The 23,910-nt window shown below is 54.4% G+C and carries 23 protein-coding genes and 1 tRNA gene; 6 read left to right on the forward strand and 18 right to left on the reverse strand.

Annotated features, from left to right (window positions below; genetic code table 11):
- Nucleotides 1-3: 3 nt before the first annotated feature.
- From cobD to BT142_RS04340, 13 genes are all read right to left on the reverse strand, one after another.
- Nucleotides 4-1,050 (reverse strand): threonine-phosphate decarboxylase CobD, encoded by a 1,047-nt coding sequence (cobD, locus tag BT142_RS04280; protein WP_072416967.1) that lies wholly within the window; start codon nt 1,048-1,050, stop codon nt 4-6.
- Nucleotides 1,047-2,015, reverse strand: a complete 969-nt coding sequence (cbiB, locus tag BT142_RS04285) for an adenosylcobinamide-phosphate synthase CbiB (RefSeq protein ID WP_084659318.1) — start codon at nt 2,013-2,015, stop codon at nt 1,047-1,049. The genes cobD and cbiB overlap by 4 nt, the downstream gene beginning before the upstream one ends.
- Nucleotides 2,012-2,596, reverse strand: coding sequence for a histidine phosphatase family protein (locus tag BT142_RS04290; RefSeq protein WP_072416968.1), 585 nt, complete (start codon nt 2,594-2,596; stop codon nt 2,012-2,014). Before BT142_RS04290 ends, cbiB begins: the two co-directional genes overlap by 4 nt.
- 298 nt (nt 2,597-2,894) lie before the next feature.
- Nucleotides 2,895-3,296: a bifunctional adenosylcobinamide kinase/adenosylcobinamide-phosphate guanylyltransferase gene (locus tag BT142_RS04295; RefSeq protein WP_072416969.1), complete on the reverse strand. Its 402-nt coding sequence runs from the start codon at nt 3,294-3,296 to the stop codon at nt 2,895-2,897.
- A 12-nt stretch (nt 3,297-3,308) separates the two neighbouring features.
- Nucleotides 3,309-4,097 carry an adenosylcobinamide-GDP ribazoletransferase gene (locus BT142_RS04300; RefSeq protein WP_072416970.1) on the reverse strand — a complete coding sequence of 263 codons (789 nt, stop codon included), beginning with the start codon at nt 4,095-4,097 and terminating at the stop codon, nt 3,309-3,311.
- A complete protein-coding gene (locus BT142_RS04305) occupies nt 4,094-4,612 on the reverse strand; it encodes a bifunctional adenosylcobinamide kinase/adenosylcobinamide-phosphate guanylyltransferase (RefSeq protein WP_072416971.1) in 519 nt (172 codons plus the stop codon). Before BT142_RS04305 ends, BT142_RS04300 begins: the two co-directional genes overlap by 4 nt.
- On the reverse strand, nt 4,609-5,229 hold the full coding sequence (locus tag BT142_RS04310) for a hypothetical protein (protein ID WP_072416972.1): 621 nt from the start codon (nt 5,227-5,229) through the stop codon (nt 4,609-4,611). Before BT142_RS04310 ends, BT142_RS04305 begins: the two co-directional genes overlap by 4 nt.
- Before the next feature lie 3 nt (nt 5,230-5,232).
- Nucleotides 5,233-5,826: a hypothetical protein gene (locus BT142_RS04315; protein ID WP_072416973.1), complete on the reverse strand. Its 594-nt coding sequence runs from the start codon at nt 5,824-5,826 to the stop codon at nt 5,233-5,235.
- A gap of 277 nt (nt 5,827-6,103) precedes the next feature.
- Nucleotides 6,104-6,799 (reverse strand): tRNA (N6-threonylcarbamoyladenosine(37)-N6)-methyltransferase TrmO, encoded by a 696-nt coding sequence (gene tsaA, locus BT142_RS04320; RefSeq protein ID WP_072416974.1) that lies wholly within the window; start codon nt 6,797-6,799, stop codon nt 6,104-6,106.
- Nucleotides 6,786-9,695 carry a YfhO family protein gene (locus tag BT142_RS04325; RefSeq protein WP_072416975.1) on the reverse strand — a complete coding sequence of 970 codons (2,910 nt, stop codon included), beginning with the start codon at nt 9,693-9,695 and terminating at the stop codon, nt 6,786-6,788. Before BT142_RS04325 ends, tsaA begins: the two co-directional genes overlap by 14 nt.
- A 350-nt stretch (nt 9,696-10,045) precedes the next feature.
- Complete coding sequence (locus tag BT142_RS04330; RefSeq protein ID WP_347497632.1) at nt 10,046-10,969, reverse strand: glycosyltransferase family 2 protein; 924 nt, start codon at nt 10,967-10,969, stop codon at nt 10,046-10,048.
- 29 nt (nt 10,970-10,998) lie between these two features.
- A complete protein-coding gene (locus BT142_RS04335; RefSeq protein WP_072416977.1) occupies nt 10,999-11,676 on the reverse strand; it encodes an MmcQ/YjbR family DNA-binding protein in 678 nt (225 codons plus the stop codon).
- A 1-nt stretch (nt 11,677) separates the two neighbouring features.
- Entirely contained in the window at nt 11,678-12,292 is a 615-nt protein-coding gene (locus tag BT142_RS04340) for a hypothetical protein (protein WP_072416978.1), read from the reverse strand.
- A 324-nt stretch (nt 12,293-12,616) separates the two neighbouring features.
- On the opposite strand from BT142_RS04340, the gene rpmH reads away from it, so the two are divergent.
- The 6 genes from rpmH to gdhA all read left to right on the forward strand — a co-directional run bounded on the left by rpmH (nt 12,617) and on the right by gdhA (nt 17,550).
- The gene (rpmH, locus tag BT142_RS04345) at nt 12,617-12,751 is read left to right on the forward strand and encodes a 50S ribosomal protein L34 (protein WP_072417026.1); all 135 of its coding nucleotides are present in this window, start codon (nt 12,617-12,619) and stop codon (nt 12,749-12,751) included.
- Nucleotides 12,752-12,891: 140 nt separating this feature from the next.
- Nucleotides 12,892-13,272, forward strand: coding sequence for a ribonuclease P protein component (gene rnpA / locus BT142_RS04350; RefSeq protein WP_072416979.1), 381 nt, complete (start codon nt 12,892-12,894; stop codon nt 13,270-13,272).
- Entirely contained in the window at nt 13,272-13,583 is a 312-nt protein-coding gene (gene yidD, locus BT142_RS04355) for a membrane protein insertion efficiency factor YidD (protein WP_072416980.1), read from the forward strand. Before rnpA ends, yidD begins: the two co-directional genes overlap by 1 nt.
- Nucleotides 13,584-13,614: 31 nt before the next feature.
- Nucleotides 13,615-14,964, forward strand: a complete 1,350-nt coding sequence (gene yidC / locus BT142_RS04360) for a YidC/Oxa1 family membrane protein insertase (RefSeq protein WP_072416981.1) — start codon at nt 13,615-13,617, stop codon at nt 14,962-14,964.
- 36 nt (nt 14,965-15,000) lie between these two features.
- Nucleotides 15,001-15,930 (forward strand): RNA-binding cell elongation regulator Jag/EloR, encoded by a 930-nt coding sequence (gene jag / locus BT142_RS04365; protein WP_072416982.1) that lies wholly within the window; start codon nt 15,001-15,003, stop codon nt 15,928-15,930.
- 267 nt (nt 15,931-16,197) lie between these two features.
- Nucleotides 16,198-17,550 carry an NADP-specific glutamate dehydrogenase gene (gene gdhA / locus BT142_RS04370; RefSeq protein ID WP_072416983.1) on the forward strand — a complete coding sequence of 451 codons (1,353 nt, stop codon included), beginning with the start codon at nt 16,198-16,200 and terminating at the stop codon, nt 17,548-17,550.
- Nucleotides 17,551-18,028: 478 nt separating this feature from the next.
- Here the strand turns inward: gdhA and BT142_RS04380 are convergent, their stop codons facing one another.
- The 5 genes from BT142_RS04380 to metG all read right to left on the reverse strand — a co-directional run bounded on the left by BT142_RS04380 (nt 18,029) and on the right by metG (nt 23,906).
- Entirely contained in the window at nt 18,029-18,847 is an 819-nt protein-coding gene (locus tag BT142_RS04380) for a zinc ribbon domain-containing protein (RefSeq protein WP_175444885.1), read from the reverse strand.
- A 553-nt stretch (nt 18,848-19,400) separates the two neighbouring features.
- A complete protein-coding gene (locus BT142_RS04385; RefSeq protein ID WP_072416986.1) occupies nt 19,401-19,949 on the reverse strand; it encodes an NADH peroxidase in 549 nt (182 codons plus the stop codon).
- 70 nt (nt 19,950-20,019) lie between these two features.
- Complete coding sequence (locus BT142_RS04390) at nt 20,020-21,375, reverse strand: SGNH/GDSL hydrolase family protein (RefSeq protein ID WP_072416987.1); 1,356 nt, start codon at nt 21,373-21,375, stop codon at nt 20,020-20,022.
- A gap of 400 nt (nt 21,376-21,775) precedes the next feature.
- Nucleotides 21,776-21,852 (reverse strand) — tRNA-Arg (locus BT142_RS04395).
- A gap of 71 nt (nt 21,853-21,923) precedes the next feature.
- The gene (gene metG / locus BT142_RS04400) at nt 21,924-23,906 is read right to left on the reverse strand and encodes a methionine--tRNA ligase (RefSeq protein WP_084659320.1); all 1,983 of its coding nucleotides are present in this window, start codon (nt 23,904-23,906) and stop codon (nt 21,924-21,926) included.
- Between the last annotated feature and the right edge of the window lie 4 nt (nt 23,907-23,910).

The following is a 23,910-nucleotide window of genomic DNA, read 5'->3' on the forward strand; positions in this document are numbered from 1 at the left end:
CGCTTACGGGGCGGTGGATGTTATCTTTTTTATGGCTTGGGTCAGCATTTCGTTTTCTTCGTGAGTTCTTACTGCTATGCGAAAATATTCGTCTGTCAGACCCTCGAAATTCCCACAGTCACGTATCATTATACCCTCTTCCATCAACTGCTCCGCAAGTCCACTGTATGCCCTGAATAACACAAAATTAGCATCCGACGGGAACGGCTCGAAACCGCTCTTCACAAGCTCCTCGGTGAGATATTCTCTCTCCGCACAGATATACTCCGCCGTCCTCTCCGCATACCCTTCGACCCTCAGAGCCGCTTCCCCTGCCGCCTGTGCAGGCGTCGAAACGCTCCAGTACTGACCGCTGCCGCGCACCTTCTCCACAAGCTCCGCACTCCCGAACAGCGCATACCCCAGCCGCAGTCCCGCCATCGCGTACAGCTTCGTGAACGCCCTCAGCACTATCACATTCCCGCTCATGAAACGCTTGGCGCTCATCTCCTCACCGTTCCTGACAAACCCCAGAAAACACTCGTCGATGACCAGCGTCACGCCACGCTCCCGACAGTTCTCCGCGATGCGTTTCAGCCGTTCGGGTCGGATGACCCTCCCCGTCGGGTTGTTCGGACTGCACAGGAATACGATGTCCGTGTCCTGCCCCCTGCCTAGCTCCTCCGCCGTCCTGTCGGTCAGCTCAAAGCCCTCCGCCGCCGAAAGATACCTCCGCACAGTCTCACAGCCGACCTCGCCGAGCGCCGCCCCGTACTCCGAGAACGCAGGCGCAGTCAGTTCCGCGCGGCGCGGTCTCAGGGCGTGGACTATTCGGTAGATGAGGTCAGCCGCGCCGTTTCCGCAGACGATGCGTTCGGTCGGCAGACCCTCGTGAGCCGACAGCGCCGCCGTCAGCCGCGTGCAGTACGGGTCGGGATAAGCGGCGCAGTCCGCACAGGCTTTTGCGGCGGCTTCCGTGACCTCTTTCGGCGTACCGAGGGGGTTTATGTTCGCGGAAAAATCCGCCCTGACCTTATGAGCGTAGATGTTTCCGCCGTGAGCGTTCGTCATGAGAATATCCCTCCGAAAATGAGCATACGCACCGCCGCCGAAATGAGCAGTATCACCACCGAAGCGGCGTACATCAGCCGATTCGCGCGGCGGATGTCGGCGGCTTCAATCGGGCGGCAGTCGTCGCCGATGTAAGGCTTTTTGTGCAGTTCCCCGAAGTAGACCGCATCCCCTGCCAGTCTGACGCCGAGTGCGCCTGCGCAGGCTGATTCGGTCTGTGCCGAGTTGGGGCTCGCGTGTTTTCTGCGGTCGCGCCGCCAGATGCGGAACGCTCCCGACCCGTCCAGCCCGATGAGGGGCGCAGTCAGGCACATAACGAGCGCGGTCAGCCGTGAGGGGATGAAGTTCAGCAGGTCGTCGAGCCTTGCGGCGAAGCGGCCGAGGTCGGCGTATTTCTCGTTTTTATAGCCTATCATCGAGTCCATAGTGTTGACCGACTTATAGAAAAACGCCCCGACCGCGCCGCCGAGCGACATGAACATGATAGGCGCGGTCACGCCGTCCGAGCAGTTTTCGGCGACGGTCTCGACAGCCGCGCGCACTATCCCGTCGCGGTCGAGCACGGAAGTATCGCGCCCGACTATCATGGAGACAGCCTTTCGGGCGGCTTCGGTGTCCCCCGACTCGGCGGCGCGGCAGACCTTCATGCTCTCGCTGCACAGGCATCTTGCGGCGGTCATATAGCAGCAAAGCAGGGTCTCGGCGGCGATACCGAGGGCGATATGCACCTTATAGCAGACTATCAGCAGGACGGCAGGTATCAGCGTCGAAACGGCGATGACCGTCAGTGCCAGCAGAACGCCGCCTTTTCTGAGGTCTGTGAACCGTTCCCTGACCTTTTTTTCGAGGAAGGCGATGAACGTTCCTATCCAGCGAATGGGGTGAGGCAGGCTGTAGGGGTCGCCCACCGCGCAGTCGAGAGCGAACCCGAGCAGCAGCGGCAGTGCGGCGAGCAGGGGGCTCACAGTCTCACCGCCTTTGTCAGCTTTTCCCCGTCCCACTCGCAGACCCAGCCGCAGCCGTTGTCGGTCATATAGTCGTAGTACCCTGCCTTCGGCACTGCGAACCGTTCGAGTATCGACATTATCGTACCGCCGTGAACGACGAAGGCGGCAGACTCCTGTTCCCCGAGTTTTTCCAGCGTTTCCGTGAACCCTTCGCAGCAGCGTTTCCTGAACTCCTCGGGCGGCTCACCCTCGGGGAAGGGCATCGTTCCGCCCGAATCTATCCACGCCTGATAGTCGGGGTCGCCGTTCAGCTCGGCGTAATTATGCCCCTCGAACCTGCCGAAGTCGCACTCCCGCAGTTTTTCGCACACGAGCGTAACGTGTCCGAACAGCAGTTCGGCGGTCTCGGTACAGCGTTTCATGGGGCTGCACACTACTGTTCCGCACGTCCCGACAGTCCCGACAGTCCCGATGTTCGGGAACTGCTTTTTCCCGAGCTCTGCTCTGCCCTGTTCGGAGAGCGGTTCGTCGGTGCGTCCTATATAGCGTTTTTCCGCGTTGCCTGCTGTTGCGCCGTGGCGGATGAGGTAGATCTTCATGGTGGGGTGCTCCTTTTGTTTTTTTGGGTGGGCTTCTGTCGCGGCTTTGCCGCGATGGGGGCTTTGACTCGAATCGCTTGCGCTCTCTCGTCAAACTAAAATCGGCAAATCTTTTGTTCTTGACAGATGGAGTGGGCTTTTTTTGGGGGCGCCTTTCGGGATGTTTGTGGGGGATTTGCCGATTTTAGGGCTGTGGGGATCGTTTTGTACGCTTACGGGGCGAAGCGATGACTTGTGGGCGGGGGCTCCTCGCCCCCGAGCCCCTCGCCAGGACCCTTTGAAAAGGGTCTCTGGACCCCTAAACTTTTTTGGGCTCTGGCGTGGAACCTTCGTACTGCTTTATCTTCATCGGGATGCCGCTGAACATTCTTATCACTTCTTCAGCATTCTCGGCTATTATACAGCCGCATCTGCCTGCCGTTTCCCGATACTTCCGCTCCTCTTTCTCCATCGGGATTATCCCGCTCCCGACTTCATTCATCGTCACTATCGCCGTCGGATTCCTCTCACACATCTCCCTCGTGAAACTCTCCGCATCCGCGATCCTCTTTATCATCAGATGATAATCAACTATCAGCTCCGCCGAAAAAACATCCTCGCTCGGACACTCCCCACAGTCCGCCGCCGTATACTCTCCCGTAAACAGACTCTCCGCATACGTCCGCTTTCCCTGCGCTTCACCGCCGATTATAAGGGTCATATGAACTCCTCCTTATCCGAATGATATGAGCCGTATGTCCGTCAGCTTCGGGATGATGACAACCGCCGCCAGCATCCACAGCTCACACTTCTGCAAGAACCAGCCGCAGACATCCCCCGTGATGCCGTCTATCGTCTTGTACGCCTTGCGCTTGCAGACGAAAAAGACTGTCACCGCCGCCAGCACGCCCGAGAATCCGCCGCCGAAGTCGGGGACGTAGGAACACATCCCCACGCCCGAAGCCACGATGAACAGCGCCAGCATCACGATGACCGTCGCCTTGTGGGAGGGCTTCACGAAGCTCTGCAAACTGCCCTCCGACTTCGCCGAGCGGAAGGTCACAGCCGCAAGTCCGCTCAGACCCCTCGACAGCACGTAGCCGCAGGACACGCATACCACCGCCCACATCGAGGGCAGCTCCGCCAGCAGCGCCGTCTGCACGATAAGGTACAGACACGCCCTCATCACCGCAAAGGAGCCGATATGCGGGTCAGCCATTATCTCCAGCCGCTTTTCCTTGTCCGCATAGGACGACAGCGCATCGGTGAAGTCGCAGTAGCCGTCGAGGTGGATGCCGCCCGTCACGGCGATGGGTATGACCGCGGCGACAGCCCCGAACAGCAGACTGCTCAGCCCGACGGACGTTGCCAGCTGATACCAGCCCGCCGTCAGCAGACCGATGACCGCCCCCACCAGCGGAAAGAATCCCAGTGCGTATCGGCGGTTCTCCTCACGCCACTCGACGTGGGGCATGGGTATCCGCGAATACATCAGAAACGCGGAGAACAGTGACTTTATCATAAGAGTTCTCCTTTCAGTACGATCGGTATGCCGAACACGCATTCGATAACGCGGTCGGCTTTTTCGGCGAGGGCGGCGTTTATCCTGCCTATAGCACGGATATAATCTGCGGTCCCGGGCGAGTATTCATGCCCGTCCGCGCCCACCGTATTCGACACGATGATGACATCCGCGGCACGGCTTTCGACCGCTTCGATATCGCGCATCACGTACCCGAACGGGTCGCGGACGGTCTCCCCCGTGAACATCTCGTTGGCGGTAAGGTTCGCGATATCCTCTATCATCACGGCGCACCCCTCGGGTATCTGTTCGGGCGAGTAGCCGCTGAACAGTTCGAGCGTTTCAAAGCCCTTGCCCTCGCGCATTTTCCTGTGCCGTGCGATGGTCTCGGCGGCGGCTTCCCCGAAGGGCTGCATGGCGGCTATGTATATCTTCCTGCGGGGGGACGCGGACAAGATACTCTCCGCCAGCGAGGACTTGCCGCACTTCGAGCCGCCTGTTATCAGCGTTGTCATATGTCAGCCTCTTCCTCCTGCCCGTCATTTATCTCCTCCCATGTGGAAAGGTACAGCCCTTCCAGCCGTTCGGGAAGCAGTTTCCAGCTGCCGTCCTCCGTTTTGAACAGCAGCAGCTCCTGTTTTACAAGCTCGTCCTTGTCGCCCGAAAAATGCTCGCTGACCTTGACCCTGTACCCCTTGACGAATCCGCCGAGCTGTGTGTTCACACTGCCGTATTTTTCAAGCTCGTCCTTGCCGAGCCTTTTTTTCGAGATGATGCGGTACTGAACGCCGAAATCACCATACTGCTTTTTCAGAGAAAGTGTCTCCTGCCAGTTGACAACGAGCACATAGTTCGCGATATCTTCGGTTTCCCACCCGGCTTCAGTGAGCTTTTGGTTTATATCGGGAGATACTGCGTGGCTTTCGGTCAGCCAAACCGTATTGCCGCTGTTAAGGAAACTGTAGTAGTTATCTATCTCCTGCTTGTAGCCGTTATCCTCAAAATGCTGTACCGCCGCAAGCAGCGCAAAGCCGACTATCACCGCCGCGAGGATGAGCACGTTCCTTATCCTGCGCCTGCGGTTTCGCTGATAGGCTTCGTTATCTTTTCTCCAGTCGAGATTTTCTTCCATCTGTCAGACCTCTCTGTTCCTTGCGTATTGTGTCCAGCGCTGAATGTCATACTGCCAGCCGTCCTCATCATTTTTGATGGCGATTATCGTCTGTTCCTCGTAGCCGTCATCCTTGTCCCCGACGAAGTGTTCCTTGACGGTCAGCCTGTACGCCCTGACGTACCCGACCGTAGCGACCGACTTACTGTGGAGCTCTTCCAGCTCCTCCTCGGTGAGCTTTTCGGACGAGATGATGCGGTACTGCACCGTAAAGCCCTCGCCGTACTTTCCGCTGAGCTGTTCGATCTCGTAGCGCTGGATAGCCCTGTACCAGTCGTTCACCGAGGCATAGCCCGCCCCGTCGAGGAACGCCCTGCCGCCCTGTGTGACCTCCTGATCGTGGAATTTTGCCGCCTCGGCGCTGCCCTCGTTGAGGGTCTTGTAGTAGCCGTCGAGCCCTGCCGTGTAGGCGCGTTTGTCGGCGTCCAGCGCGTACATGACGATGAGCAGTATCAGCACCGCCGCGGCCGAAACCACAGCCGCTATAGTGATGACCTTGCGGCGGCGGTTCCGCTTGAAGGCTTCGTTGTTTTCTCTCCACTCGTTGTTCTCTTCCATTGTTTTCTCCTTATGTATCCGACTGCAAAACAGCCGTGAATGCGTCCGTTTTCCATATGAGCGAAAAAAACTCCCCTCGACGGGAGGGGAGCAAAAAATAAAAAATTATAGGGGAGAAGCCGACAGATCACTCTGTCGTGCTGTATATGAAGGCTTGGGGTAAAAGCCGACATATCAAAATATGATCGCCATACGCGATACATATACTATACAACATCTTTGTGATACCGATGTGAAAAAAAACGCTCTTATTTATGAAATCATTAGATTATTTTTATTAATGTATTCCAGTTTCTTCCACATCCGTAACGTACAGTACATCTTTTTCTACCCGAAATTTTATTTCGCACCCTCCGAAGGGAAAGCCGTATATGCGGTCGGGGTCGTCCTGATACGCAGGTCTCGGATCCTGCGACAGCACCGCTTTCAGCGCACCGAGCTTGCCCTGCGGCACCCTCTCGCCGAGCTCCTGCGGTATGACCACTTCGAGAGAGTAGCTCTCCCGCGCCCCCGCAAAACCGCTCTTCGCCTGCGGACGGCTGTCCGCATACGGCAGGTACGGCTTGATGTCGAGTATCGGCGTGCCGTCCATCAGGTCGGCGCCTGCGACCCTTATCACATCGCCGTACTCCTGCGTGTGCTCGACGCCTATCAGCCGCACACAGCTCAGCCCTATGGCGTTCGGGCGGAACGGCGACCTTGTGGCGAACACGCCCACGCGTGTATTTCCGCCCAGTCTCGGCGGTCTGACCGTGGGCGACCATCCGTCGCGCACCGCTTCCGAGAACTGCCATATCAGCCACAGATGGCTCCAGCCCTCAAGCCCCCGAAGGGCTTCCTTCACGCGGTACTCGGGATCGAAAACTATCACGCCCTCAAGCTCGTCCGCCAGTCCGCTCTGCCGCGGTATCCCGAACTTCGTCGGGAAATCGGTGCGGATATGCGCTATCAGCTTTGTTTCATACGTTTTCATCGCTGTTCTCAGTCTCCTCAGCCTTTTTCGCCGCGGCAGCCGCTCTCTTCCTGCGCTCCGCATTCAGCACGAGGTCGGTTATCAGCCTTCCGTTCCTGAACTCCAGCAGGAATATGATGATGATGACCACAACGCCTGCTGCCGAGATCACCTTGCCGAGCGTGTAGTAGGTCGGCTCAAAGCTCATCTCTATCTTGTTCTTGCCCTTGTCGAGGGGGATGCTGATGAGCGAACCGAGGCTCTTGTCGGTGATGACCCTCTTGCCGTTGACCTTCACCACCCAGCCCGGTTCGTCGGGGATGGTGGTGAACAGGTACTCGCCGTCGTTGTCGGCGGTACATTCACCGCTGACCTTCGTATTGCCGAACTCGGTGACGTTCATCAGTCTCTGCTGTATCTTCTCGGCGCTCTTCTCGAACAGCTCGTGGTCGAAGGAGCAGAATATCGAGTCGCTCCAGTAAGCCTCGTTCTGGTCGTTGTCGATGGTGACGCGGACGCGCACCGTCTCATTCTTCGCGAAATTGCCCAGTTTCAGTATTGAGAGATTGTCTCCCCCGAAGAACTGCCCTGCGAAATCCATCTTGCCGTCGCCGTTGATGTAAGCCTCTTCGTTGAGCACCCACACGTTGCAGTTGCGCTCGTAGCGGGTCGGGAAATACATATACAGGTCGCCGTCCCTGTCCATCTCGATAAGGTAGTCGATGTGGGATTCGCCCTGATTCGGGTCGGTGGGGTAGTACTTGATGGTATGCTCCTCGTCCGCGACACGGGCGGTGCTCATATTGAGCCGTTCGCTGTCCTTGGGCATGATGCGTGTGAAGTAGGACCGGATGGTGTCCTCGCCTGCCAGCACGCTGTATATCTGGTTCTGGTTCGAGAATGGGTCGGCATCCGACAGAACCAGCTGATTGATGCGGCTGTCGGTCACCATGCCGAGGCTTGTGGAGTAGGGGTTGCGGTAGAACTTGTACAGCGCCTTCACGCGGTCGTCCTCGAAACCGATGTGGGTCGCCAGCTTGTAGTCCTCGGGGACTTTGGTTCGGCTGTCGTTGTATCGCTTGGTAGGTTTCAGCTCGACGACTCCGCTGCTGTTCTTCTGTTTCAGCTGTTCCTCCTTGTACATGAGGTAGCGGATGTCAAATATCGAGTCGGTGATGAGGGTCGTGCCCTCATACTTGGTGTAGTGACCGCCGTAAGCGTAGCCCAGCTGTTTGAGCATCTTCAGCGCAGGTGCGTTCATCACCGAGCTCGAATGGGATATGCCCATATAGTTCGTGCCGATAGGGTCGTTGACCGTGCGGTGGAAGGTCGCTTCCATGCGGTAGTACTTGTCCTCATCGAAGTTCTTGATATGCTTCACGGCGTTTATGGTGTTCTGCATATACGGCTCGTAGGAGACGTAGCTGCTATAGGAAACGTCGTCGTCTATCTTCTGGAGGGTGTCCATCGTGTTCGCCAGCATTTCAAGACCGAAACAGCTGACGGTTATGATGCTGAGTATTATCTTCGTGTACTTGCGGTTCAGGTAGATGATGAGGAAGTACACCGCCAGCGCTATCATCGAGAACCATATGCCGCCGATGACCGCCTTCGACTTGCCTTCCTCGGTGACAGTGCGGAAGATCTCGAAGTGGGCGTAATTCTCGCGCTCGCACCAGAACAGGAACATCATCAGCCCCACGAACACGCCGCCTATCTCCTTCGGTGTGATGCCGTCCAGCGCTTCAAAGGCTTCGGCAGCCATCACCACCAGCAGGAACGAGAAGGCGAAGGAGTAGCGGAAAGGCAGCCAGTTCGGCACCTGAAATCCGTGCCACACTATATCCACGGGTCGGAGGTACATGAACACCACCATCAGCACCGTGAGGATACCGTTGGCAGCCTTCTTCTTGACTGATATCTTCGAGTTCATGAAGTAGAGGGGCACCAGCATCAGCACCGCCGCTCCGCAGCAGATTACGGGCAGACCCTCGGGATAAACGGTGTCGTAGCTCATTGGGAAGAGCTTCGTTAAGAAGGTCATGAAGTCGAACTGCGTCGCCATCGACCAGTCGGGGGTCGAGAATTCCAGCTTGCCGAGTTTCAGCGAGTTGTACACGGGCAGCAGCACACAGGACGCCGCCATTATCGCTGTCAGCGTCGCGCCGCCGAATTGCAGTATGCGTATGATGGATCTCTTCGGGACGATGCGCCCGTCCTCGCCGAAAAAGCAGTACACAAAGTAGCAGAAGGTGAAAAATCCAACCATGTACCCGATGTAGAAATGCGCTATGAACATCAGCGCCAGCGGAACGATGTAGGGCAGCATCTTCCCCTCGTTGAGCAGACGCTTCACGCCGAGACATATGAGCGGCAGATATATCAGACCGTCCAGCCACATCGGGTCCATCAGCTGTACCACCATGTAGCTCATCAAAGCGTAGCACATGGAGAATACTACCGTGGTGGTCTTCTTCGGCAGCTTCACAAAGGTCTTGCGCATGAAGTACGCAAAGGTCACAGCGGCTGAACCTATCTTCATCAGCTGTATCGTCTCGATGGCTCCGCACATCGCCGTCCTCGGGAACAGACATACCAGTATCATAAAGGGACTCGCCAGATAGTAGGCAAATATGCCGAACATACTTCCCGACAGGTTCCTCGACCAGTCGTAGATGAGACTTCCGTCCCCCAAAAAGGCGTCGCGGTAGGCTTCGTAATAGTACACGTACTGCCCGTTCAGGTCAAGCACCAGCACCGACCCGTCGCCGTACGGATGTACCCCGAACAGCGCATAGGCTAAATACATTATCCCGACGGGCAGCAGAAAGCACAGCAGATACAGAAAAAACGGTCTGCGCAGCTTGTCACAGAATCTGTGCCACTTCTTTGAAAAAGTTTTTCTCTCTCTGTCCATGTTGTTTCCTTTCGGTCCTTATTCCGCCGCTCAGGTGGGTGAGTGCGGGTTTTGTCTTTTTGGAAGACCCTTTCCTAAAACTTTTAATACTTTTTTGGCAAGGGTGTTGTCTTCTATAGATAGTTTTGGTCGATGAGTTTGTGATTCTGCTTCTCGATAGTGTGCCCTTGCCAAAAAAGACGTTCATGAGTGCGTTACGCTTCATTCAGACAACATCTCTTGAAATGGAGAGAGTCTATCTTCCCGACCACATCCACCGAACGACATATTAAAAGTCTTTGGAATGGGGGCCGCCTTAGCTACGCACGGCAAGGGGAGAACCTTTCTTCGGAAAGGTTTCCCCCGGTTAGTCAATCTCTCCTGTCGAGGTTGAGTTTTTCGCTGATGATGTATCTGGGGCGTTGTTTTATTTCCTCGTAGATCTTGGAGAGGTAGTAGCCGATTATGCCGAGGCTGAACATTATTATTGCCGAGGTTATCAGCTGGAGAAGTATTACTGTGGGGAAGCCTGCTTCGGAGTTTCCTGTGAGTTTATTATAGAGGGTGTTGATGCCGAAGATCATGGCTATTATAAAAGTTATTACGCCGAGGACGGTCACCAGCTGCATAGGTGCCGAGGTGAACGAAGTTATGGAGGTCACCGCGTATTTGAGGGACGTTTTGGTATCAAAATCGCTCTTGCCCGACCTGCGTTCTGCCACGTCGAAGTACACCGTTTCGGTATTAAATCCGACCCAGCTGGACATCGCCCTGAAAAACGTAAGTCGTTCGGGCATTCTGAGCAGGGCGTCAACGGCGCGTCTGTCGAGCAGTTTAAAATCCGAAGCGTCACTCATATCGAGACCCGAAACGCGGTTCATTATCCTGTAGAACAGTTTTGCGAAGAAACGGTAGCCGCCGCTTTCGGTGCCGCGGGAGCGTTTTTTCGCCTCAACGATGTCAACGCCGTCGCCGTCGCGCCAGACCTTATACATCTCCACGAGGGTCTCGGGGGGATGCTGCAAGTCGCAGTCCATCACGGCGCAGACGTCACCGCCCGCGTTTTCGAGCCCTGCGAAGATAGCGCTCTCCTTGCCGAAGTTGCGGCTGAGGCAGATCGCCTTGATGCGTTCGTCGCTCCGCGCAAGCTGTGTCAGCCGAAGCCATGTGCGGTCGGTGGAGCCGTCATCCACAAAGATAAGCTCGTAATCTATATCATAAGAATCCAGCAGTCTGCTGACTGCCGAAGCGCAGGCAGGCGCATTGTCCTGCTCGTTATGCGCGGGGATTATCACGGAAAGCAAGTTGTACGGCCTCCTGTCTGTCATTTTTTCTTCTTATCGGTCAGCCGAAAGCTCCTGCCGACAAGCTCCATCACCTCGTCATCCGCGAGGGAATCGTCGAGGGGGACGGATATCCACATCCTGTGGTTCATGTGGTAGGCAGGGTAAACGCCTGCCGCCGCAGGTGAATCGGGGTCGGTCTTTAAGTTCAGCAGGTCAATGAGGGTGCTGTCGCCGTCCTTTGTCAGAACGGAGCGCTTCACGTTCATTATCAGCCCGAACCATTTGCCCGAATCGGTATGTCTGAACACCCCCGAATCGTCGTGCTTCGAGTTGCTCCAGGGGAAATCGGGCGCTGCGCCGTACTTTTCGGCTATCAGCGACGCGATGCGGCAGCCCTGTTCCGACGCGAAGGGCATCTCCTCACAGCAGACGCCTGCTATCTCCGCAAGCAGTTCCTCGTAAGCCGTCCTCACCGAAGTGACGTACGGACTGCCGAAATTCTCGCTGCGGATGCGTGTGTATTCCTCGGCGTTCATGTTGTCGATGACCCTGCCAGACACCGTCCCCTCATCGGAAACGGTCAGCACCGCGGTAAAATCGCCGTCCATGAACGTCCGTTCAAGACGGTATCCGCCGTCGGTGCGTTCAAAGCCGCGGGCGGTCATGAGCCCGCTCACGAAGCGCCGCCGAAGGAACGCTTTTTCTTCAATAGTCATATTATGGTCTCTTTTCGGGTCGTTCAGACGGTTCCAGCGGATGCATGACGTTGTAGTCCGTGCGGACATCGTTGATGGCGCCGCCCAGATGCACGAGAAGGACATACTGCACGATTATCGTGATGAAAAACAGCCCTCCCGCCGCTGCATGGACGGTGCCGCCCGAGACCGCCAGACGCATCACTATCTGACACAGCATGGTCACCGAAGACGCAACAGCGTAGCCGCGCCACGCCCTGAACAGCTTCTCCAGCAGGGACGGGTCGTTGACCAGCGCCTTCATGGGGCGCATATGGGTGATGATGCGGTACTGATGGAACAGCACCGAAACAAAAGTCAGCGTGCCTGCCGCCAGCGCCGCTGCCGCGCCTGCCTTTTCGGGGATGACCCTATGCCACGTCAGGAACGTCAGCACTGTGCCGATGACCGAACAGCCCAGCGTCAGCAGCACATCGCCGCGGAACTTCCCGAACCCCGAAGAATCCTCCGAGACCCTCGTTTCGCTGATGCCGCCCAGCATGAACAGCGCTCCCACCACACGGACGATGTAGTTCGCAGGATAGCCGATATTGAAGTTCATAGAGCAGAAAACAAAGCCTATCGTGAAAAAATTCATCGGCTCTCCCCTCTTTCCAAAAAAATAAGCGTCAACTATTATTATACTATTTTTATAGGTTCATGTCAATAATGCTCTCGGCGAAAAAACCGTGAGAGATATGTGATATATCTTTGTGTCGGTAAATATGAACAGAAAATGTAAAAAAACTGTTAACACGGTTGACAAAGAACTCCTTTATATAGTATAATAGATAGGTGCAGGGCGTATTGTCTATATTTTCGGACTATTGCCCGTCAGAAGCAACATCAGCAGCCCTTAAAAAAGGGCGTTGATATACCACATCAACATGAAAAAGAAACGAGGAGGGATATTCAGATGGCTATGAAGAGAACTTACCAGCCGAAGAAGCTTCAGAGAAAGAAGGTTCACGGCTTCATGAAGAGAATGTCTACCAAGAACGGAAGAAAGGTTCTTGCAAGAAGAAGAGCAAAGGGCAGAGCAAGACTTACCTACTAATAGACTCATTGAACTTTGTGACCGCAATATCGGGGAGCTGGTGAGCATATGACCTGCGGGTCGATATGTCTTTATAGGTTTGCCTCGATATTCGGTCTTTCTCTTTATTAAAAGGAAAACACAAGCAAAGGGGCACGGTCATGCTTTTTTCGGAAGTGATGAAGGACAATAAGAAATTCAATTCCTGCTTCCGCAAGGGAAGGTTCTGCGCGTGCGGCTTTGTTACAGCATATTACCTGCCTAACGGCACACCCGCAAACTCCGTCGGTATCAGCGTATCAAAAAAGATAGGCGGCGCCGTCGAGAGAAACAGGGCGAAAAGGATAATCCGCGCGGCTTACAGACTCAATGAACAGAGCTTCCCGATAGGATACGACATCGTGTTCGCGGCAAGACCTGCGATAAACGGTCTGAAAACGCAGGATATAGAGGGCTTCGTGAACAACAGGCTGCTCCCCGATATGGCGGATTCCGTCGGGGAAAACGGCGAATTCGTGAAAAAGCCCCGCAGGAAAACGTGATGGGACTCTTCGGAAAGGTCTCGCGGGCGATAGGTACCGTGTTCACGATACCGATAATATTGTACCGCAGGTTCATCAGTCCGCTGCTCCCGCCGACCTGCAAGTATTACCCCACCTGCTCCTGCTACGCTATCGACGCGTACAAAAAGCACGGTGTATTCACAGGCACACTGCTCACGGTGTGGAGGCTTCTCAGGTGCAACCCCTGGAGTCTCGGAGGAGTTGACCACGTCCCCGAGGTGGTGACTCCGCAGTACTTCATACCGAAGAATATCGGGGATAAGGAAAGTAAGGAAAAGAAACACCGCTGAGGGCGGTCAAAATGGGAAGGAAATAAACGCTATGGGTATACTGGCTACGCCTCTGGGCTGGCTCATGAAAGGGCTCTATATGCTCGTAAAGAATTACGGCATCGCCCTGCTGCTGTTCACGGTCGTTACGAGACTTATCACTCTGCCTGTCAATATCAAACAGCAGAAAAGCACTCAGAGAATGGCTATGCTCCAGCCTGAATTAGAGAAGATAAAACAGAAGTACGGCAAGAATCAGGAAAAGGTCAACGAGGAAACGATGAAGCTCTACTCGGAGAACAACGTCAACCCGATGGCAAGCTGCCTGCCTATGCTGGTGCCGCTGATACTCCTCTATGCGATGATACCTGTAGTTTATCAGCCGCTGACTTACATCTCCAACGCGGATAAGGCAAACGTAAAGTCGGACGCCGTTTACGTGAAGAATGTCTACACCATCAGCGCTGAGATAGAAGACTCCGCAAGCTCCGTCGAGAAACTGCTCGATGGCGTTGCCGAGGACGAACGCGCCGAAAAACTCGGCGAGATACTCTCCGATAAGGAGAAGTACAAGAACTCCGCAAAGGCTCTCTCCTCCATGACCGAGGATGAGAAGGACCGCATTCTGAACGACCTTGCGACTTATGAGGGTCTCGATACCTTCATCATCGACTCCGATAACTTCACCTCGAACCTCATGAAGTCCTCCTACGGACCCGAGGCGCTGCTGTTCAACTTCGAGACAAAGGCTGACGGCAGATATATCGGCGTGCTCCACGGCGACGTTCAGGAGGCTATACAGGACCTCGACTACACCGCTTTCGGGCTCAACCTCGGAAAGATACCTACCAAGAAGGACGCTACCGTGTTCATCCCGATAATATCTTTCGTGTTCCAGCTCATCAGCATGGTCATCGGTCAGGTCTTCCAGAGAAGAAACAACCCCGAGACCAAGATGCAGCCCGGCGTTCTCATGACTCTCTTCATGATGCCCCTGCTCTCTCTGTGGATCGGTTTCAAGTTCCCCTGCGGACTCGGTCTTTACTGGGTATACAGCTCGGTATGGGCTGCGTTCCAGGTGCTGTTCCTGAACCTCGTCTACACCCCCGATAAGATCAAGGAACTTGCAGCTAAGGACGCCGAAAAGGCTAAGGCAAAACGCAAGAAGAAAGGTCCTTCGTTCATGGAACGCGCCCTCGAAGTCAGAAACGAACAGGGCAGCACTCCCCCCAGCGTGAAGGACGCTAAGAAAAAGTATTCCGAGTTCGACGATGAGGACGATGACGATGAGGACGACAAGAAGCTGTCAAAGTCCCAGAGACGCGACCGCGACCGTCAGAAACTCAATGAAGCAAGAAAACGCTACGCCGAAAAATACGGCGACGAATATAATGAGGACTGATACCCCCGTATCCGTCCCGAAAGGAAGATGAATAGCATGAAGGAAACCTTTACAGCCGCAACTGTTGAGGAAGCTAAGGCAAAGGCTGCCGAGAGCTTCGGAGTAAGTGAGGACAAGATCAATTTCACAGTGCTGGAAGAACCTAAGAAGGGACTTTTCGGAAAGCTCAAGGGTGAAGCAAAGATCGAGGCGGAGTTTACTGCCGTATCGACCGAGACTATCGCAAAGACTGCCCCCGTTCAGGAGGCTGCTGAAAAGACCGTGGCCGCCGAGACCGCCGCAGCTGAGGAGACCGCTCCCGCTAAGGCTGCCGAGATCAGCGAACAGGATAAGGCTAAGGCAGACGCTGCCGTTAATTACATCAAGGCTGTGCTCGTCCAGATGGGCATCGAGAACGCCGAAGTTACCGCTTCGCCAGCAGAGAGCGGCATCAATATCGAGATCAGCGGCGACGGCTTCTATGAGCTTATCGGCAAGAAGGGCGAACTGCTCGACGCTTTGCAGTACCTCTCTTCCCTCGTATGCAACAAGATCGACAGAGAATATTTCAGGATCACTACCGACTGCGGCGGTTTCAGGGCTAAGCGCAAGGCTCAGCTCGAAAGACTCGCTCACAAGCTGGCTAACAACGTTAAGAAGAGCGGCAGAACTCACGCCCTCGAGCCTATGAATCCCTACGAGAGACGCATCATCCATGCGGCTGTTTCCGAGGTGGAAGGCGTTACTTCCAAGTCCGTCGGCGAGGATCCCTTCAGAAAGGTAGTCATCAGCTCTACCGAAAAGCGCCCCTATAACGGCGGCTACAAGGGCAAGGGCGGCAAGCGCGGCGGCAACGGCAGACGCGGCGGCGGCAGACCCAAGCCTCACTACGACATCACTACCAGCTTCGAGAAGAACTACAAGAAGCCGAAGCCCGAGGACGATATGGATCTCGGTTCGGGCGTTTACGGCAAGATCGATTTCTGATAAAACTCAAATGCGTTCCTTCGGGGACGCATTTTTTTGCTTTAACCTGTCAAAATAAAAAAGCAAATGAATCATGATTAGACTAAACTTGCAAAAAAGTCGTTTTCGTAAGGTATTTTTTTGGAAAATATGCAATTTTGCGCGTATTTTTTTCAAAAACCCGTTGACAAGGTCGGTTTTTTATGGTATAATAGGTCTGTTCGATACCGAAACAGGGTTTGTGGGAACCCGTTTCGTTGAGCTATTAGTTTTAAGGAGGAGTTTCCTATGGCATTCAAGAATCAGTACCTTGCAGACGTATACGCAAAGGTAGAGAAGAGAAATCCGGGCGAGCCCGAGTTCCTTCAGGCAGTAAAAGAAGTACTCATGACCATCGAGCCGGTCATCGAGCAGAGACCTGACCTCGTTGAGGCAGGCGTAGTTGAGAGAATCGTTGAGCCTGAGCGCCAGGTTATGTTCCGCGTTCCGTGGGTCGATGACAACGGCAAGGTCCAGGTAAACAGAGGTTACAGAGTACAGTTCAACTCTGCGATCGGACCTTACAAGGGCGGTCTCAGATTCCACCCCACCGTTTGCGCTTCCGTTATCAAGTTCCTCGGCTTCGAGCAGATCTTCAAGAACAGCCTGACCACTCTGCCTATGGGCGGCGGCAAGGGCGGTTCCGACTTCGATCCTCAGGGCAAGTCGGACGCTGAGGTCATGAGATTCTGCCAGAGCTTCATGACTGAGCTCTGCAAGCACATCGGTCCTAACACTGACGTTCCTGCTGGTGATATCGGCGTAGGCGGCAGAGAGATCGGCTACCTGTTCGGTCAGTACAAGCGCATCAGAAACGAGTTCTCGGGCGTTCTCACAGGCAAGAGCATGGAGTGCGGCGGTTCTCTTATCAGACCTGAGGCTACGGGTTACGGCGCTGTTTACTACCTCTGCGAGCTGCTTGAGCACTTCGGCGACAGCATCAAGGGCAAGACCGTTGCAGTTTCGGGCTTCGGTAACGTTGCCTGGGGTACTATCAAGAAGGTCAACGAGCTTGGCGGTAAGGTAGTTACCATCTCGGGTCCTGACGGCTACATCTACGATGAGAACGGCATCAGCACCGATGAGAAGGTCGAGTACCTCCTTGAGATGAGAGCATCTTGCAGAAACAGAGTTCAGGATTATGCTGATAAGTTCGGCGTTCCGTTCTTCGCAGGCAAGAAGCCTTGGGAAGTTAAGGCTGACATCTATATGCCTTGCGCTACTCAGAACGAGGTAGGCGTTGAGGACGCTAAGAACATCGTTGCAAGCGGCAGCAAGTACTATGTTGAGGTATCGAATATGCCTACTACTCTTGAGGCTGTTGAGTATCTCCGCGCTAACAACGTAATCGTTGCTCCTTCTAAGGCAGTTAACGCAGGCGGCGTTGCAGTTTCGGGTCTCGAAATGAGCCAGAACTCCATGAGATACAACTGGACCGCTGAAGAGGTTGACCAGAAGCTCCACAGCATCATGAAGAACATCTTCGCTTCTTCTATCAAGGCTGCTAACGAGTACGGCCTCGGTGATGACCTCATCGCAGGCGCTAACATCGCAGGCTTCCTCAAGGTTGCTGAGGCTATGAAGTGGCAGGGCATCTGCTAATAGGCTGACAGGCTGACAAAAACCTGACATAAAAACGAGGGGTACCTTTTTCCGGAGGGTACCCCTCGTGGTTTTTTGTGTGCGGGTCTATATTGGGGGAAACCCTTTTGAAAAAGGGTTCTCCCCCAAACCCCCTTCCTAAAACTTTTAATATGTCGTTTGTTTGGTGTGGTGGGGAAGATAGACTATCACCGCTTCAAGAGATAGCATATAATCCACCGAATGATGCGTATATCACCATTGAACGTCTTTTTGGCAAGGAGCAAACAATCGAAGAGAAGAACTACAAACTTCCCGACCTGCACAACATACGGAAGAATCACCCAAAAGCCAAAAAGTATTAAAAGTTTTAGTGAGGGGGTTTGGGGGAAGACCCTTTTTCAAAAGGGTCTCCCCCAATACAAGACCCGCACTCTCCCCCCGTAAGCGCACAAAAAAAGTCCGAAAGCGTTGTGCTCTCGGACTTTGTGTTTTTTTATTAGTCGTCGAAGTCTGCGTCGGACATATCAGCGATGCACCACTTGCCGTCTATCTTGTAGACTTTGATCCTCATGGTCTTTTCGTCCTTGTCCTCGGAGCCCTTGACCTTTACTTTGAGCTTGAGCTCGTAGCCCTTAGTTACGTTAACGTCGTCGTTATCGTAAACGTCCTTAGCGTCATCTTCGAGGTCGTTGAGCGCCTTCTTCTTGAGGGTGGTCTTCTTCTTCACCTTGTAGGAGATCTTTACGTGCTCGCCGTACTCATCTTCGAGCGATTCCTGAACGCTTTCGAGGATGCCGTCCTCATAGAACTCGGAAACAGAATCATACTTCTTATCGGACTTATCCATTCTGTCTTCCATGTACTCGTTCATGTAATCGGGGAAAGCCTTTTCGAGAGCCGAGCCGTCAGCCTTAGTGAAAGCCTTGAACAGGTTATCGATAGGCTTGGTGTAGGGCTTGCCGACAGCGCTTACTGCGATGATGATAACGAGTATCAGCACGAGAACGGCAGCTGCAAGACCGATGATAACGTTCTTATCCTTAGTCTTGCCGACGTTCTTGATATTCTCGGCGTTCATAGCGTTCTTTACCGAGTTCAGGGAAACGCCGTCAAAAGTATTCTTGACTGCGTTAGCGGCGTTCTGAGCAGCTGCGCCTGCCGCCTCGGTAAAATTGTTCATGTTCATTCCGTTAGCAGGAGCCTGCTGAGCGTTTGCCGCGGGCTGCTGCGAGGGGTTCTGTGCTGCACCGCACGCTGTGCAGAATTCAGCGTCATCTCCTAGAGGTGCGCCGCAACTTGTACAAAATCTTGCCATTTCCATATCCTCCATAGGTCATTTCTGTACGGAAAAAGACCGCACATCGTTCATATTCCCAAAGCAAACGCCAACTTAAACGTTTGCTTAATAAAATTATATAACATATTTCCCGATTTGTCAATAGGTCACAGGACATTTTTAAAGAAATGACACATAATCGCACTTTTTCACAATAAATAAACAACCATTTTTACAAATACGCTTATTTGCGCGGGCTTATGATGAGGGGAAAACCGCCTTAGCTTCGCACGTCCGCCTTAGCTTCGCACGTCCGCCTTAGCTTCGCACGGCTGGAAGAAAGGTTCTCCCCCCCAGACCCCCTTTCCAAAGGTCGTCTGATGGATGTGGTTGGGGAGACAGACTGTCACCGCTTCGTGAGATGCGGTCTTTTTTTGGGTGACGTTCTAAATTCAGACAGCAAAAAAAGCGGCGGGAGCAAGCCCCCGCCTACAGTCAGACATTCTCTCTATAAATGGTGAAGCCTATCTTTAAAACTCCACGTCACTTTCCTGCTCCGACCGATCAGCCGAAGATCTTTGTCGTTTTTAGATCACTTGAAGTATCTGTCGAGGAGACCCTTGAAAGCTCTGCCGTGGCGAGCCTCGTCCTTTGCCATCTCGTGAACGGTGTCGTGAACGGCGTCGTAGCCGAGTTCCTTAGCCCTTATCGCGAGTTTGAGCTTGCCCTCGCAGGCGCCTGCCTCAGCGAGCACTCTCTTTTCGAGGTTCTCCTTCGACGAAGCGGAAACCACGTCACCGAGCAGTTCAGCGAACTTAGCGGCGTGCTCAGCCTCTTCAAAAGCGGCCTTCTCGTAGTACATACCCACCTCGGGGTAGCCCTCTCTGAAAGCGGCTCTCGACATCGCAAGATACATACCGACCTCGCTGCACTCGCCCTCGAAATTCTCCTTGAGACCCTTAACTATCTCGGGGTCGAGACCCTTAGCCGAGCCTACCTCGTGGTCGCAGGCCCAGTTGATAGCGCCCGATTCATCGACCTTGTTGAACTTCTCTCTGGGAGCCTTGCAGAGGGGACATACTTCGGGAGCTTCCTCACCCTCATAAACGTATCCGCATACGGAACATACAAATTTTGACATAATTTTATCCTCCTTTGGGTATAATATCAGCTGACGTTTGTCGGCTGTTTCTGATTTTTCTGCCTGCGTCTCAGCTTATCATCCAGCGCAGGATCTCGAACTTCTGACCGAGGGGAACGGAGACCGTAACGGTGTGTATCTTCCGCTCGTCGGTGGCGAACAGCTCGGTATTGGTGGCGTAATCGCCCCATCCGCCTGTGAAATCGGCGTTCAGGCTCGTGAGTTCGGTGCCGTCAACGGTGATGGTGGCAGTGCCGCTCTCGCCGTTGGTGGTCTTGTAGTAAAGCATACCGAGGTTCTTGCACTCGATCTCGAAGGTGATGGTACCGCCCGTGATGGTCCTCCAGCCGTTCTGGAAATTCCAGGGCGAGGATTCCATATCGAAGCCGTCGTTCTCGGTGATGTAGACCGCGGGGGAGCTGTTGTCCGCGAGGGTAGCGTCGTGATACTTGTCACCCGTCGGCGAAGGAGTGGTCTCCTTGAACTCGGTGGGTTCGGGCGCAGAATCCATCGTCTCCGCAACTCCCGTCAGGAAGTGTATCAGCATATCGCCCAGCATCCTGTGGCCGATGTCGTTCGGGTGGATGTTGTCGGGGGAGATCTCGCTCCACTCGATGTTGCCTGCCTGTATCTCGGGCAGGACTGCGTCGTGGTAGGAGATAACGGGCAGGTCGTAAGCCTCGGCGATCTGGGTGTGGACGTTCTGCGGGCAGGTGCCGTCCTCCATTGTCATCTCGATGAGAACGACCGCGGGCTTGTTCGGCAGGGACAGGCACTTGCGCACAAGGCTGTCCATAGTGGTTTTGTAGAACTCGCTGTCCTGATCGTTGATGAACTCGATGAAGATGATGTCGGGCTGATCTGCCAGCACGTCGTTATCGACTCTGTGGACGGCGAGGTAGGAATCGGTAGCGCCGATGCCTGCGTTTGTCCACGAAGCGTAGAAGCTGAACCTGTCCTCCCACCATGTCTGGAGCACCTTGGTGTACTGATTGTCGCCCGTCGCCTGCGAACCTGCGGTGATGGAGTCGCCGAGGAACGCGATCTTGGTCATGAGCTCAGCCTTTTCGGGGCCTTTGAGCTCCTTGTTGTTAGCGAGAGCGTCAGCCGCCTTGAGTTTCTCGGCGAGCCTTGAAGTGTCGCCCTCACGGTAAACGGAGCGGATGAGCATATTCTCGGTAACGCCCTTGGAAACGTCGATCTTGCCGTCGTTCACGGGAGCTTTGAGCCCGTCATCAGCAGGGGCTGTGCTTTGTGATTCGTCGGTATTGGAAGATTCATCGGTTTTAGATGCGGACTCCGAGCCTGTTGTTGAAGAAGCGGAGTCATTTGCGGACTGTGAGTTTTTATCGCCGCCGCCGCAAGCTGTGAGACAGCCTGCCGTGAGCAGAAAAGCAGTCAAAGCCGCCAGAATTTTTTTGTTCATAAAGATCGTCCTCTCAATAGTTACAAATTGCGTAAGTTTATTAACCCTATTATACTACATTCTGCGAAATTTTGCAATAGTTTTTTTAAAAAATAATGTAATTTTTCCACACCATCTCCTTGAATACGTCAGAGACTAAAAAGTTTAGGAGGGGAAGGAGACCCCCGCCTTAGCTTCGCTCTACCCTAAAGCACGCCAGAGAATCAAAAAGTTTAGGAGGGAGGGAGACCCCCGCCTTAGCTTCGCACGGCTACAAAGGGTCCCCCAGCAGGGGCTCGGGGACAGAGTCCCCGTCCCCGACAGGTCGCTCTGACCCGTAAGCGCACAAACACCCCCACCACACAAAAACCAAAACAAAAACGAACTCCGCAGAAACCCGCAAAGCCCGTTTTCATCAATATGGTACACCCGATGCGATTCGAACGCACGACCTTCAGAGTCGGAGTCTGACGCTCTATCCAGCTGAGCTACGAGTGCATAGGACATGAACGCCGAAACGTTCATGTCGGCGACGGGGCGTCCCCCGCCGCAAATGTTACACTTTACAATTATCTGATCTTGCTTCCGCAGGGCAGGCTCTGGTCGGGGAATACCACCGCCGCGCCGCCGTCGGGAGTGTCGGCCGCAAGTATCATGCCCTGCGACTCAACGCCGCACAGCTTTGCAGGGGCGAGGTTCGCAACGATGATGACCTTCTTGCCTACAAGATCCTCGGGCGCATACCACTGTGCGATGCCCGATACTACCTGTCTGCCGCCGAATCCGTCGTCCAGCTGTAAGCAAAGCAGCTTCTTCGACTTCTTTACCTTCTCGCAGGACTTGACCAGCGCAACTCGCAGGTCTGCCTTCGCGAAATCGTCGATGGTCACTTCCGCCGCAAGGTCGTCGGGAGTGAACGCTTCCGCAGCTTCGTCAGCAGTCAGCTTCGCCTTCGCAGCCGCCATGTTCTTCTCGATGATGGCGTTCAGCTCGGCGATCTCCTTGTCCATGTCGATCCTCGGGAAGAGTATCTCGCCCTTGTGAACGGTCACGTTCACGGGCAGAACACCGAACTTCGCGGCGTTCTCGTAGGTGCATACGCCCTCGCCAGCGCCGATCTGCTCCCATACCTTCGGCATGGTGGTCGGCATGAAGGGCATCAGCAGAGTCGAGATGATGCGGATGGACTCCAGCAGATTGTAGAGCACGCTCGCCAGTCTCGGCTTGTCAGCTTCGTTCTTTCCGAGTTTCCACGGCTCGGTCTCGTCGATGTACTTGTTCGCTCTGTCAACCGCCACGAAGATCTCTTCGAGCGCGTTCTTGAGCCTTGTCTCGTCGATGCAGACATCCACCTTCTCACGGACAGCCGTCAGAACGCTGATGAGCGAATCGTCGATCTCCGCCGCCTGTCTCTCCTCGGGGAGAGTGCCGCCGAAGTACTTGTCAGCCATCGCAACGGTGCGGGAAACAAGGTTTCCGAAGCCGTTCGCAAGGTCGGAATTTATGCGGTTTATCATTATCTCGTTGGAGAATCCGCTGTCCGCGCCGAGAGCCATCTCGCGCAGGATGTGGTAGCGGATAGCGTCAACGCCGTATCTCTCGCCCAGCATGAACGGGTCAACAACGTTTCCGAGGGATTTCGACATCTTCTGTGTCTCGCCCTTGTTGTTCTGGAAGGTGATCCAGCCGTGAACAGCCAGATGCTTCGGCAGAGGAAGCTCCAGAGCCATCAGCATAGCAGGCCAGATTATCGCATGGAATCTCATGATGTCCTTCGCAACCATGTGAACGTCGGCAGGCCAGAACTTCTCGAAGTCGCCGCCGAAACGGCCGTTCTGGTAGCCCAGCGCGGTGCAGTAGTTGGACAGCGCGTCAACCCACACGTAAACGACGTGCTTCGGATCGAAGGTAACGGGGATGCCCCATGTGAAGGATGTTCTCGAAACGCACAGATCCTCAAGACCCGGCTTGATGAAGTTGTTGACCAGCTCGGTCGCTCTCGTCTTGGGACGAAGATAGTCGGTCTCGGTCAGCAGTTTCTCGATCCTGTCCGCGAAGGGAGACATCTTGAAGAAGTAAGCCTCTTCGGTCGCCTCAACAACAGGTCTGTGACATTCGGGACAGCAGCCGTGTTCATCCAGCTGGCTCTCAGTCCAGAAGCTCTCGCAGGGGGTGCAGTATTTGCCCTTGTACTCACCCTTGTAGATGTAGCCTCTGTCGTACAGCTCCTTGAAGATCTTCTGCACGCTCTCGACGTGGTAGTCGTCGGTAGTTCTGATATATCTGTCGTAGCTGATGTTCATGTAGCTCCACAGCTTCTTGAAGACAGCCACGATCTCGTCAACATACTGCTGAGGAGTAACGCCCTGTGCCTTAGCCTTCTCCTCGATCTTCTGACCGTGTTCATCGGTACCGGTGAGGAACATGACGTCATACCCCTGCATTCGCTTATACCTCGCTATCGAGTCGCAGGCGACTGTGGTATAGCAGTGACCGATATGCGGATCGCCCGAAGGGTAGTATATCGGCGTGGTGATGTAAAAATTAGGCATCGTC

Source organism: Ruminococcus sp. YE71 (genome assembly GCF_900119155.1).
Lineage (GTDB): Bacteria > Bacillota > Clostridia > Oscillospirales > Ruminococcaceae > YE71.